This window comes from Streptomyces luteireticuli (assembly GCF_041519305.1).
GTDB classification, from domain to species: Bacteria; Actinomycetota; Actinomycetes; order Streptomycetales; family Streptomycetaceae; genus Streptomyces; species Streptomyces luteireticuli.
This window is the reverse complement of record NZ_CP167927.1, coordinates 2,146,932-2,158,878: the sequence shown is the minus strand read 5'-3', so window position 1 is coordinate 2,158,878 and position 11,947 is coordinate 2,146,932. Positions and strand designations below refer to the sequence as shown.

Annotated in this window: 11 protein-coding genes; 7 read left to right on the top strand and 4 right to left on the bottom strand. The window is 73.1% G+C overall.

Annotation, left to right across the window (positions count from 1 at the left end; translation table 11 throughout):
• Nucleotides 1-35: 35 nt before the first annotated feature.
• Nucleotides 36-947, bottom strand: coding sequence for a 5'-3' exonuclease H3TH domain-containing protein (locus tag AB8735_RS08940; RefSeq protein WP_372411799.1), 912 nt, complete (start codon nt 945-947; stop codon nt 36-38).
• 242 nt (nt 948-1,189) lie between these two features.
• On the opposite strand from AB8735_RS08940, the gene AB8735_RS08935 reads away from it, so the two are divergent.
• From AB8735_RS08935 to AB8735_RS08925, 3 genes are read left to right on the top strand one after another with little or no spacing between them, the layout of a single operon-like run.
• On the top strand, nt 1,190-2,221 hold the full coding sequence (locus AB8735_RS08935; protein ID WP_372406519.1) for a glycine betaine/L-proline ABC transporter ATP-binding protein: 1,032 nt from the start codon (nt 1,190-1,192) through the stop codon (nt 2,219-2,221).
• Nucleotides 2,214-4,016 (top strand): ABC transporter permease/substrate binding protein, encoded by a 1,803-nt coding sequence (locus AB8735_RS08930; protein WP_344027506.1) that lies wholly within the window; start codon nt 2,214-2,216, stop codon nt 4,014-4,016. The genes AB8735_RS08935 and AB8735_RS08930 overlap by 8 nt, the downstream gene beginning before the upstream one ends.
• Nucleotides 4,017-4,054: 38 nt before the next feature.
• The gene (locus AB8735_RS08925) at nt 4,055-4,795 is read left to right on the top strand and encodes a helical backbone metal receptor (RefSeq protein ID WP_372406517.1); all 741 of its coding nucleotides are present in this window, start codon (nt 4,055-4,057) and stop codon (nt 4,793-4,795) included.
• A gap of 72 nt (nt 4,796-4,867) precedes the next feature.
• On the opposite strand, the gene AB8735_RS08920 is transcribed toward AB8735_RS08925, so the two are convergent.
• Nucleotides 4,868-6,004, bottom strand: coding sequence for a TDT family transporter (locus tag AB8735_RS08920; RefSeq protein WP_372406516.1), 1,137 nt, complete (start codon nt 6,002-6,004; stop codon nt 4,868-4,870).
• Between the two features lie 70 nt (nt 6,005-6,074).
• Between AB8735_RS08920 and AB8735_RS08915 the strand changes: the two genes are divergently transcribed.
• The 3 genes from AB8735_RS08915 (at nt 6,075) to AB8735_RS08905 (ending at nt 8,846) form a co-directional block, all read left to right on the top strand.
• Complete coding sequence (locus AB8735_RS08915; protein WP_344027512.1) at nt 6,075-6,989, top strand: LysR family transcriptional regulator; 915 nt, start codon at nt 6,075-6,077, stop codon at nt 6,987-6,989.
• A 422-nt stretch (nt 6,990-7,411) separates the two neighbouring features.
• The gene (locus AB8735_RS08910) at nt 7,412-7,924 is read left to right on the top strand and encodes an RICIN domain-containing protein (RefSeq protein WP_344027513.1); all 513 of its coding nucleotides are present in this window, start codon (nt 7,412-7,414) and stop codon (nt 7,922-7,924) included.
• A 100-nt stretch (nt 7,925-8,024) separates the two neighbouring features.
• Nucleotides 8,025-8,846 carry a GNAT family N-acetyltransferase gene (locus AB8735_RS08905; RefSeq protein ID WP_372406514.1) on the top strand — a complete coding sequence of 274 codons (822 nt, stop codon included), beginning with the start codon at nt 8,025-8,027 and terminating at the stop codon, nt 8,844-8,846.
• Nucleotides 8,847-8,903: 57 nt separating this feature from the next.
• Here the strand turns inward: AB8735_RS08905 and AB8735_RS08900 are convergent, their stop codons facing one another.
• Nucleotides 8,904-9,641: a gamma-glutamyl-gamma-aminobutyrate hydrolase family protein gene (locus AB8735_RS08900; RefSeq protein WP_372406511.1), complete on the bottom strand. Its 738-nt coding sequence runs from the start codon at nt 9,639-9,641 to the stop codon at nt 8,904-8,906.
• A 107-nt stretch (nt 9,642-9,748) separates the two neighbouring features.
• Nucleotides 9,749-10,462, bottom strand: coding sequence for an FCD domain-containing protein (locus AB8735_RS08895; RefSeq protein ID WP_344027519.1), 714 nt, complete (start codon nt 10,460-10,462; stop codon nt 9,749-9,751).
• 86 nt (nt 10,463-10,548) lie between these two features.
• On the opposite strand from AB8735_RS08895, the gene AB8735_RS08890 reads away from it, so the two are divergent.
• A complete protein-coding gene (locus AB8735_RS08890) occupies nt 10,549-11,946 on the top strand; it encodes a glutamine synthetase family protein (protein ID WP_372406508.1) in 1,398 nt (465 codons plus the stop codon).
• The last annotated feature ends 1 nt before the right edge of the window (nt 11,947 follow it).

The window sequence follows — 11,947 nt, the reverse complement described above, 5'->3', positions numbered from 1 at the left end:
GGCCCACGGAGCGCTATAACTTAGGACTGCCTAACCTAACACCTAGTGGGGGGGGAGGAGAGCAGCCGCTGCAAAGATCCACCCAAGCCCCACCGCTCGGCGAGCACCTCCAGCGCCCGCGCGTCGCGCGGCCCGGCCGGCAGCGCCGCGTCGAACGGGGGCAGCGGCACGTCGGAGGCCACCCGGACCACCTTCGGCGCCACCGCCAGATACGGCCGCGCCTCGTCCAGCCGCCGGCGCTGCGTCGGGGTCAGCTTCGCCGCCGGATCGTCCACCGCGGCCAGGATCCCCGCCAGGTCGCCGAAGGAGTCCAGCAGCTTCGCCGCCGTCTTCTCGCCGATGCCGGGCACGCCGGGCAGGCCGTCGCTGGGGTCGCCGCGCAGCAGCGCCAGGTCCGCGTAGCCGGGCCCGTCCACGCCGTACTTCTCGCGCAGCGCCGCCCCGTCCACGAGCTGGAGCGTGCCGACGCCCTTCATCGGATAGAGCACGCGCACCCCGCGGTCGTCGTCCACCAGCTGGTAGAGGTCGCGGTCGCCGGTGACGATGTCCACCGGGCCCGCCGCCCGGCCGGCGAGCGTGCCGATCACGTCGTCCGCCTCGTACCCCGCGGCGCCCACGCGGGCGATGCCGATCGCGTCCAGCACCTGCTCGATCACCGGCACCTGCGGCGAGAGCGTGTCCGGAACCTCTTCCTCGTCGGCTCCGCCGGGCACCTCCTCGGCGACCCGGTGCGCCTTGTACGAGGGGATCAGGTCCACCCGCCACTGGGGGCGCCAGTCGGCGTCCATGCAGGCCACCAGCTCGTCCGGGCGGTGGTCCTGGACCAGGCGGGCGATGAAGTCGAGCAGGCCGCGCACCGCGTTCACGGGTGTGCCGTCGGGCGCCCGGACGGACTCGGGCACGCCGAAGTAGGCGCGGAAGTAGAGGGAGGCGGTGTCGAGGAGCATCAGGCGTCGCGTCACGGCAGTCACGGCACCGATCATGCCGTACACCACCGACACCGCCTCGCACGAGTGTGATGTGAGCCACTGTTCCGTTTGCCCCGAATAAACCCGGGCAGGCGCGGTCCCGGAGCGGACCCGCCCGTGATGTGCACGGTGCCCGGGGACACGGGCCGGATGCCCGTACCGCTCCACGGCCGCCCGCCGGGGGGAGGCGGGCGTCACCAGGTTCGACCCGTGAGGTGTATGTGTCCAGGCTGAAGGCCGAGCATCTGTACAAGGTGTTCGGCAGACGACCCGAAGCCGCCGTCAAGCGGCTCGAAGGCGGCGCGAGCCGCGACGAGCTGCGGGCGGACGGCACCACGGCCGCCGTCATCGACGCCTCGTTCGAGGTGCAGGCCGGCGAGATCTTCGTGGTGATGGGTCTGTCCGGCTCCGGCAAGTCCACGCTCCTGCGGATGCTCAACGGACTGCTCGACCCCACCTCGGGCAGCGTCCGCTACGACGGCCGCGACCTGACCGCGCTCACCCCGCGCGAGCTGCGCGACGTGCGCTCCCGGAACATCAGCATGGTCTTCCAGCACTTCGCGCTCTTCCCCCACCGCAGCGTCCTGGAGAACGCCGCCTACGGCCTGGAGGTGCGCGGGGTGCCGCGCCCCGAGCGCGAGCAGCGCGCGGCCGAGGCCCTGGAGCTGGCCGGCCTCGGCGGCTGGGAGCGCTCCTGGCCCGACGAGCTGTCCGGCGGCATGCAGCAGCGCGTGGGTCTGGCCCGTGCGCTGGCCACCGACGCCGACCTGCTGCTGATGGACGAGTCCTTCAGCGCCCTCGACCCCCTGATCCGCCGCGATATGCAGGACCAGCTGCTGGACCTGCAGAAGCGGCTGAAGAAGACCATCGTGTTCATCACCCACGACCTCAACGAGGCCATGCGCCTGGGCGACCGCATCGCCGTCATGCGCGACGGCCGCATCGTCCAGAACGGCACCGCCGAGGACATCCTCGTCCGGCCCGCCAACGACTACGTCGCCTCCTTCATCCAGGACGTGGACCGCTCGCGGGTGCTCACCGCCGGTGCCGTCATGGAGAAGGGCTCCGTCGGGGACGCGGCCGCCGCCACGGTCGGCGCGGACACCCCGCTCGCCGACCTCTTCGGCCCGCTCGCGCAGGGCGCCCCCGTCGCCGTCACCGGCGACGACGGCTCCGTCGCGGGGGTGGTCACCCGGGAACGGCTGCTGTCCGCGCTCGGCGAGCAGCCGGCTGGGGTGACCGCCGGTGCCTAGGATCAACCTCGGCTCGTGGGCCAAGAGCGCCGTGGACTGGCTCCAGTCCCACCTCTCCTGGCTCTTCGACGCCATCAGCACCGTCCTCACCGGGATGTACGACGGCGTCCACGCCGTCCTCTCCGCCCCCGACGCCCTCCTCATGGCGGGCATCCTCGCCGTCGTCGCGTGGTGGCTGCGCGGTCTGGTCGCCGCGGTCCTCGCCTTCGCCGGCCTCGCCCTGATCGACTCGTTCCGGCTCTGGGACCAGGCGACCTCCACGCTCTCCCTGATCCTCGTCGCGAGCGTGATCACCCTCGTCCTGGCCGTGCCGCTGGGCATCTGGGCCGCCCGCGACCAGCGGGTCAGCAAGACGCTGCGCCCGGTGCTGGACGTCATGCAGACGATGCCCGCGTTCGTCTATCTGATCCCGGGCGTGATGTTCTTCTCGATCGGTCCCATGCCGGGCCTGATCGCCACCGTCGTCTTCTCCATGCCGCCCGGCGTGCGGATGACCGAGCTGGGCATCCGGCAGGTGGACGGCGAACTCGTCGAGGCCGCGCGGGCGTTCGGCACCACCCCGCGCGACACCCTGCTGCGCGTCCAGCTCCCGCTGGCGCTGCCCACCATCATGGCGGGCGTCAACCAGGTCATCATGCTCGCGCTCTCCATGGTCGTCATCGCGGGCATGGCCGGTGCGGGCGGCCTGGGCGAGGCCGTGTACTCGGCCGTCACCCAGGTCGACATCGGCGCCGGTGTGGAGAGCGGCCTCGCCGTGGTCGTCCTCGCCATGTATCTGGACCGGATGACCGGCGCGCTGGGCGTCCGGGTCTCCCCGCTGGGCCGCCGCGGCGCCGTCAAGGCGGCGGCCGCCGCGCGCACCCCGGCCTTCCTGCGCTACCGGCCCGGCACCGCCGTCGCCATGGTGGGCGTCGTCGTCCTCGCGCTCGTCGCCGGCGGCATGCACCTGGTGCGCGGTGGCGACCGGGAGAGCGTCGCGGCCGGCAAGGACGTCGGACAGGGCAAGACGGTCAAGATCGGCTACTTCCCGTGGGACGAGGCCGTCGCCTCGACCTACCTGTGGCAGAACGTCCTGGAGGCCCGCGGCTACAAGCCCGAGGTCAAGCAGCTCGACCCGGGCCCGCTCTACACGGCCCTGGCCCAGGGCCAGATGGACGTGCAGTTCGACTCCTGGCTGCCCACGACGCACAAGCAGTACTGGGACCGGTACGGGAAGCAGCTCAGCGACCTGGGCTCCTGGTACGGCCCCACCTCGCTGGAGCTGACCGTCCCGTCCTATATGAAGGACGTCAACTCGCTGGAGGACCTCAAGGGCAAGTCCGGTGAGTTCGGCGGCAAGATCGTCGGCATCGAGGCCAGCGCCGGCATGATGGGCAAGCTCAACGGCAACGTGCTCAAGGACTACGGGCTCGACGGCGAGTACAAGGTCGTCTCGTCCTCCACGTCCACGATGCTCGCCGAGCTGGACCGGGCGCTGAAGAAGAAGGAGCCCATCGTCACGACCCTCTGGTCGCCGCACTGGGCCTACGGCACCTACGACCTCAAGAAGCTCAAGGATCCCAAGGGCGCCTGGGGCAAGGGCGAGGAGCTGCACTCCATCGGCAAGAAGGACTTCGCCAAGGACTTCCCGCGCATCGCGGAGTGGGTGAAGGGCTTCAAGATGTCCGAGAAGGACCTCTCCTCGCTGGAGGCCGAGATCCAGAAGGGCGGCAAGGGCCATGAGAAGGAGTCCGCGGGCCGCTGGCTGGACGCGCGCCCGGGCCTGATCGACAAGCTGGCCCCGGTCACCTCCTGACCGGTTCCGGTCCGCACGACGCGGCGTACGGTGGGGCGGTGACCAGCCGCCGTACCGTACGCCGCGTCGTCTCCCTCGTCCCCTCGCTGACCGAGGCGGTGGCCGCCACCGCGCCGGAACTGCTGGTGGGGGCCACCGACTGGTGCGAGCACCCGCCCGGGCTGGACGTCGTCCGGATCGGCGGCACCAAGAACCCCGACGTCCGGCGCATCGCCGCCCTCGCCCCCGACGTCGTCCTCGCCAACGAGGAGGAGAACCGCGCCCCGGACCTGGACGCCCTGCGCGCGGCGGGACTCGACGTCCTGGTGACCGAAGTCCGCACGCTGGAGCAGGGGTTCGCGGAGCTGGCGCGGGCACTGACGGAGGGCTGCGGGCTGCCCTCGCCGGGCTGGCTGGCGGACGCGCGGGACGCGTGGCGGGACGTTCCGGCGCTGCGGCCGGAGGTACGGGCCGTGGTGCCGGTGTGGCGCAGGCCCTGGATGGTGCTGGGCCGCGACACCTTCGCGGGCGACCTCCTGGCCCGGCTGGGCGTGCGGCACGCGTACGAGGGTCACGCGGAGCGCTATCCCCGCGTGCCCCTCGACGAGTTGACTTCCTGCGGCGCCGACCTGGTCGTCCTGCCCGACGAGCCGTACCGCTTCGCGCGCGACGACGGGCCGGAGGCGTTTCCCTCGTTGCCTGCTGCGTTGGTCAGTGGGCGTCATCTCACGTGGTACGGGCCGTCGTTGGTGGGGGCGCCGGGGGTGTTGGGTGAGGGGGTGCGGGCGGCGTTCCGTTGAGCGGGTGCGAACGCGGCGACGGGCCCGAGGTGTTCGCCTCGGGCCCGTCGCCGCTGCTCCGCGGGCGTCGTCTCACGCGGTACGGGCCGCCGCCGCGGGTGCCGGGCGGGGCGCTGCGAGCAGTGCCCCGCTGAACAGGCCGGCCAGGGTGCGGACCCCGGCGGCGGCCCAGGCGGCGATCAGCAGCACGTACAGGGCCACCGCGAGCCAGGTGAAGGCGTGCAGCCCGGTGTGGCGGGCGAGGGCGGCGGTGCCGGTCACACAGGTGCCCAGGGGGAAGGTGAACGCCCACCACGTCATCGCGAAGCCCATGCCCCGGCGCACGGCGCGCACCACCATCGCGGTGGCGAACACCAGCCACAGCAGCGCGAAGCCGATCACCGGCACGCCGTAGAGGACCGCGAACGCGGCCATCCCCGCCGGGTACGGGGCCGGGAGCGCGCTCTTGACCGCGTCGGCCAGGTTGTTGACGGCCGTCGTCGACTGGCCGAGCGGGCCGAGGACGAGGAACAGGGTGGGGGTCAGGGCGAGCGGCAGCGGGCCGTGGTGCACCAGCCGGGAGAACACCAGCGGCAGCAGCACCATGGTCATCAGCAGGCTCAGTCCGAACATCGCGTAGCAGCCCAGAAGCATGGCCTCCCGGCCCTGCCCGGCGGGCAGGTGCCCGGCGAGCGCCGGGCCCAGCGCGGCCGACACCATCGGCGCGACGATGGGCAGCAGCCAGACCGGGGACGCGGTGCCCAGTTCTATGCGGTGCCGGGTCACCATCAGATACGGGATGCCGGCCGCGGCGATCAGCCCGGTGACCGTGCCGGCCGTCCACAGCACGGCGTCCACGGCGACGGCCGGGCCCTCGCCGATCACGCTCGCCCCGACCGAGAGCGTCGCACCGCCGACCGCCAGCAGGGCCATCGCCAGACAGCCGTAGAACGGCGCCATGGCCGGGTCGGCGAGGTGGCGGCGCGCCTGGTCGCGGTGGCGGGCCCAGTGCACGGCGCGGGCTGTGAGGAGGACGGCCAGGGCCGCCGCCGAGAGCGCCCACACGGCCCGGAGGGCCACGGCGGGCGGCGGCGACGGCAGCGCGGCGCCCGCGCTCGCGACGATCGACGTGCCCATGACGGTGGCGTACCAGTTGGGTCCGAGGTGGCGCACGCCGGCACGAGGGCTGCTCGTGGCGTGGTGCGCGCGGGGCGGAGTGAGGGTGCTCATGTGTTCACCTTCGCCCCTCGGGACGCCTCTCACCAGGGACGATATGGCTATGAGGGCATAAGCTGGACTGATGAGCGAGCCCCTTCCCATCGCCGGCCGGGTCCCCGACCTCGGGTCGCTGGACCTGCTGCTCGCCGTCGCCCGGCTGGGCAGCCTGGGGCGTGCCGCCCGTGAGCTGGGCATCACCCAGCCCGCCGCGAGCGGCCGCCTGCGCGGGATGGAGCGGATGCTGGGCGTCGCCCTCGTCGAGCGCTCCCCGCGCGGCTCCCGGCTGACCCCCGCCGGGGTCCTCGTCACCGACTGGGCGCGGCGGATCGTCGAGGCCGCCGAGGCGTTCGACGCGGGCGTGCAGGCGCTGCGCGGGCGGCGCGACTCGCGGCTGCGGGTGGCCGCGAGCATGACCATCGCGGAGTATCTGCTGCCCGGCTGGCTGATCGCGCTGCGCGGCGGGCGGCCGGACACCGCCGTGTCGTTGTTCGCGGGCAACTCGGCGGCGGTCGCGGAACGGGTCCTGGCGGGGGAGGCGGACCTCGGCTTCGTGGAGGGGCTGGAGGTCCCGGCCGGGCTCGACGCGGCCGTCATCGGGCACGACCGGCTGGTGCTCGTCGTGGCCCCGGCCCACCCGTGGGTCCGGCGGCACAGGCCCGTCGGGGTGGACGAACTGGCGGCCACGCCACTGGTGTTGCGTGAACGGGGCTCGGGCACGCGCCAGGTCCTGGACGCGGCCCTGTCCGAACCCGCCCGGCCCCTGCTGGAACTCGCCTCCACGACGGCCGTCAAGGCGGCGGTGGTGAGCGGGGCGGGGCCGGCGGTGCTGAGCGAGCTGGCGGTGGGGGAGGAACTGGCGGGGCGGAGGCTGGTGGAGATCCCGGTGGCGGGGGTGTCGCTGCGCCGGGATCTGCGGGCGGTGTGGCCGCGGGGGCAGCGGCCGGGCGGGCCGGCGTGGGAGTTGCTGGGGCTGACGCGGGTGGGGGCGCCCGGGTAGGGGGCAACACCCCCCCGCCCGGGTACGGGCCCCCACGACCGCGGACCCGCGCGCCGTTCCGAGGGTTCACGCCACGAGATCCTCACCGGTAACAGGCCGGGATGTCCCCGGCCCCTGCCCCCTCGCTCTGTCCGGAAGACGGCGCGTCCTGTACGCGGATACGGACATGGCGCGTTCCGCGCCCACCCCGCCCGCCTGCGGCGCGGCCCGCCGCAACTGCCGCCCCGCGAAGGGGAATTGCCGCCACGCCCGGACTGGCCGCTTCGCGCACTTGCCGGGGGCCTATTGATCGCGGGAATGCAAAAGGGTTGAATTCGGGACTTTCAAACCGCCGAGTGACCCGATTCCTTCTGGTTCGCCGGTGACGCGAGCGCCTAGATTTCCCGGCGCGAGTCGAAGAACTCCGAGCGAAAGGACGGAACATGCCGGCAACGAAGAGGATCGCGATGAGCATCGCCGCCGCGGGCCTGGCCGCGGGCGCGTTCGCGGCCACCGCGGGTCCCGCGGCCGCCGCGGTCCAGAACGAGGACTTCAAGGCGTCGGCCCAGTCGTACCGGGACGACACCAACCTCGACGAGTTCTACGGCCGGGAGAGAGGCGCCCAGGTCCTCACCCGCGACGCTCGGGAGCACTTCCAGATCTTCCAGTTCACGCGCGTCGGTGCGACTCCCGGCACCTACACGATCAGTGGCACGCGGTACGGGCTGTGCCTCGAAGCCGAGGGCCTCGGCCAGGTGATCGTCCAGAGGTACTGCGACTCCGGCAAGCTGTCGCAGCGGTGGCAGGTGGACACGGTCAACCAGCCGACGGTGATCAAGAACATCAAGTACACCAACCAGGTCATGCAGGCGAACGGCCTGGACCGCGCCGTGACACTCGCGCACTACCAGCCGGCCAAGACGAGCCAGCTCTGGACGCTCTACGCCAAGGACTGAACGAACGGCCTCCTCGTTCAGGCCTCCTCGTGCGAAGAAAGGGCCCGGTGCGGAACGCCGCACCGGGCCCGCCCGCGTGCCCGCCGCTACAGTCGCCCGCATGAAGGTGATCTCCCTCGGCTTCCGCACCGACCTGATGCTGCGGGCGATGGCCGGTTCCGTCCTCGAGGACCGCCCGGACCACCTGGTCGTCCGGACCCCGGCCAACCCCGCTTTCCGCTGGGGGAACTTCGTGCTCCTCGGCCGGCCCCCGCGCTCGGGGGACCGGTGGGAGGCCGTGTTCGACGCGGAGTTCCCCGGCGCCGCGTACCTCGCCCTCGGCGTGGACGGGACGGACGGGGACACGGGCGACGCCGCCGAGCTCGCCCGGCTCGGGGCGACCGCGGAGGTGAGCACCGTCCTCACGGCGGACCGCCTCGTACCGCCGGCCAGGCCCCTCCCCGCCGGTACGGAGGTCCGGCCGCTGGCCGGGGACGAGGACTGGGCGCAGGCGGTCGGGCTGCGCCGGGCGCTGGACGGGCCCGAACCGCCCGAGGAGCACCGGCTGTTCGTCGAGCGGCGGGTCGCCGAGACCCGGCGGCTGTGCGAGGCGGGGCACGGCGCGTGGTTCGGGGCGTTCGTCGACGGGCGGATGCGGGCCGGGGCCGGGGTCTTCGGGCACGGAGTCTTCGGGGCCGGGGTCCTCGGGAACGGGGGAGGGGCGGCGCGCTACCAGAACGTCGAGACGCACCCCGGCTTCAGGGGCCGGGGCCTGGCCTCGCACGTGGTCCACCGGGCCGGGCGGTGGGCCCTGGAGGATGCGGCCGCCCGCACCCTGGTGATCGTCGCCGACCCGGGGTACCACGCGATCCGGATCTACCGGAAGCTCGGCTTCGAGGACACCGAGCGGCAGGTGCAGCTCACCCGTCTTCCGGGGGAGTAGCCCGGTACGTGCCTGCCGGAGGAGCGGCCCGCCACGGGGCCGCCGGGGAACGGCGCGTCATGGACCCGCCGAGGGAGCGGTGCGGCGCCGTCCCGCCATCTCCACCAGGCCGCGGACCAGCCGCAGATCGTCGCGCATCTCGGGGTGCCACTGCACACCCACCGCGAAACAGCCCTGGCCCCACGGGTATTCGAGCGCCTCGACCGTCCCGTCCTCGGCGTGCGCGGAGGCGATCAGGCCCGCGCCCACCTTGCCCACGCCCTGGTGGTGATGGGTCGCCACCTCGCACGGCGCCGGCATCAGATGGGCGGTGACCGTGCCCGCGACCGGCTCGACGAGGTGGTCGGGGAACGTGCCGACGCGCGGGTTGTGGCCCTTGTGGCCCACCGTCTCCGGGAGGTGCTGGTTGAGCGTCCCGCCCGCGTGGACGTTCATCAGCTGCATGCCCCGGCAGATGCCGAGCAGCGGGACGCCGCGCTCCAGCGCCGCCGCCAGCAGGGCCAGCTCCCAGCGGTCCCGCTCGGGCACGGGCGCGGCCGTCCGCGGATGGGGCTGTTCGCCGTAGAGCGCCGGGTCCACGTCCTCCCCGCCCGCCAGCACCAGGCCGTCCAGCCGGTCCGCCACCGCCCCGGCCAGGGCCGGGTTGTCGGGCGGCAGCAGGAGCATCAGCCCGCCGGCGCGCTGGACGTAGCGCGCGTAGGCGGTCGGCAGCAGGGAACAGTGCCGGTCCCAGGCGGCTCCCCAGCGGGCGCGGGTGGAGTAGGTGGTGACCCCGATCAGCGGCTGGATGGGCACAGTCCTGGTGTCCTCTCCGGGTTCGGACGACGGCTCAATGGTCGCCCCTCGTACCATTGCTGCCCGGCGGGCCGCGGCGCAACCCCCGCGCGCCATGCGCCCCTTGCTCACCCCAGGAAGCCCCGCACCAGCGCCGCAGTCCCCGCGCAGTGCTCGCGCATCACCTCGCGCGCCCCGGCCGCGTCCCCCGCCAGGACCGCCGTCACCAGCGCCGCGTGCTGCCGCTGCGAGTGCTCCAGGTTGCGCACCAGCAGCGGCATGCAGTCCAGCAGGCCGTTGACGGACGCCCGTACGGCCGCGTAGTGCGCGGCCAGCGAGGGCGAGCCCGACAACTCGGCCAGCGTCAGGTGGAAGAGCGTGTCCCGGCGGCGGTAGTCGTCCGGGGCGGCGTCGCGGGTCGCGGTCAGGGCGTCGCACAGCCGGGCGGTCTGATCCTCCGTCAGGTCGCGGGACGCGCACAGCTCCGCCGCGCCCAGCTCCAGCACCTCGCGGAAGCGCAGCGTGTCCTCGATGTCGATGCCGGTCACGTCCGGCGCGGCCGTGCGCGGGCTCACGAACGTCCCGCCGTAGCGGCCGCGCCGGCTCTCCACGAGGCCCTGTTCGTGCAGCACCTTCAGCACGTCCCGCAGCGTCATGCGGCTGATCCGCAGCCGCTCCGCCAACTCGCGCTCGGCGGGCAGCCGTTCGCCCTCCGCCACCAGGCCCAGGCGTATGACCTGGAGTATCTGCTCCAGGGCCGCCTCGAAGCCGTTGCCCGCGTGGACCGGTCGCAGGACCGGTGACAGCCGGTCGGCCGCACTCCCCCTCGTCGGCGCGTCCATCGGCCCCCTTCCCAATCAATGGTCTACCGGCATACCTTAAATCTCCGGTCGCACCACCAGGACCCGTACCGTCAGGGAGGAATTCCGTGGCAGACCGCACGCCCCCGCTCACCGTCGCCGAGTTGCGCCGCCTCGTCGACGCCGGGGAGATCGACACCGTCGTCCTCGCCTTCACCGACATGCAGGGACGGCTCCAGGGCAAGCGGTTCGCCGCCCGGTTCTTCCTCGACCACGTCCTGGAACACGGCGCCGAGGGCTGCAACTACCTGCTCGCCGTGGACGTCGACCTGCGCACCGTCGGCGGCTACGCCATGGCCTCCTGGGAGCGCGGCTACGGCGACTTCGCCCTGCGCGGCGACACGTCCACCCTGCGCCGCACGCCCTGGAACCCCGGCACCGCCCTGCTCACCGCCGACCTCGCCTGGCACGACGGCTCGCCCGTCCTCGCCTCGCCGCGGCAGATCCTGCGCCGCCAGCTCGACCGGCTCGGCGAGCGCGGGTGGACGGCGCTGGCCGGCACCGAGCTGGAGTTCATGCTCTTCAAGGACACCTACGAGCAGGCGTGGAACGGCGGTTACCGCGGCCTCACGCCCGCCAACCAGTACAACGTGGACTACTCCGTCCTCGGCACCGGCCGCGTCGAGCCGCTGCTGCGCCGCATCCGCAACGAGATGGCCGCCGCGGGCCTCGTCGTCGAGTCCGCCAAGGGCGAGGCCAACCTCGGCCAGCACGAGATCGCCTTCCGCTACGACGAGGCGCTCACCACCTGCGACCAGCACTCCGTCTACAAGACCGGGGCCAAGGAGATCGCCGCGCAGGAAGGCGTGGCGCTCACCTTCATGGCCAAGTTCGACGAGCGCGAGGGCAACTCCTGTCATATCCACCTCTCGTTGCGGGACGAGGCGGGGCGGCCGGTGTTCGCCGACGACACCTTCGCCGGCGACACGTCCGCCGACGACGCCGATCCGTACGGGATGTCGCCCGTCATGCGGCACTTCCTCGCCGGACAGCTGGCCGCCCTGCGGGAGTTCACCCTCCTCTACGCCCCGAACATCAACTCCTACAAACGCTTCCGCGCCGGGTCGTTCGCCCCCACCGCCGTCGCCTGGGGGCCGGACAACCGCACCTGCGCGCTGCGCGTCGTCGGCCGCGGCCCGGGACATCGCTTCGAGAACCGGCTGCCCGGCGGGGACGTCAACCCCTACCTCGCCGTCGCCGGAATGATCGCCGCGGGGCTGCACGGAGTGGAACACGAGCTGGAACTCCCCGACCCGGTCACCGGCAACGCCTACTCCGGCGACGCGCCGCACGTGCCCGGCACACTGCGGGAGGCCGCCGAGCTGTGGGAGAACAGCGCGCTCGCCCGGGCCGCGTTCGGGGACGAAGTCGTCGACCACTACCGGCACATGGCGCGGGTCGAGCAGGAGGCGTACGACACGGCCGTGACGGACTGGGAGCGGTTCCGCTCCTTCGAGCGCATGTGAG

Excerpts from the sequence above, each read along its gene's own strand:
- AB8735_RS08940 (WP_372411799.1), bottom strand. The coding sequence starts at position 947 with ATGCTCCTCGACACCGCCTCCCTCTACTTCCGCGCCTACTTCGGCGTG.
- AB8735_RS08920 (WP_372406516.1), bottom strand. The coding sequence starts at position 6,004 with ATGAGCACCCTCACTCCGCCCCGCGCGCACCACGCCACGAGCAGCCCT.
- AB8735_RS08915 (WP_344027512.1), top strand. The coding sequence starts at position 6,075 with ATGAGCGAGCCCCTTCCCATCGCCGGCCGGGTCCCCGACCTCGGGTCG.
- AB8735_RS08910 (WP_344027513.1), top strand. The coding sequence starts at position 7,412 with ATGCCGGCAACGAAGAGGATCGCGATGAGCATCGCCGCCGCGGGCCTG.
- AB8735_RS08905 (WP_372406514.1), top strand. The coding sequence starts at position 8,025 with ATGAAGGTGATCTCCCTCGGCTTCCGCACCGACCTGATGCTGCGGGCG.
- AB8735_RS08895 (WP_344027519.1), bottom strand. The coding sequence starts at position 10,462 with ATGGACGCGCCGACGAGGGGGAGTGCGGCCGACCGGCTGTCACCGGTC.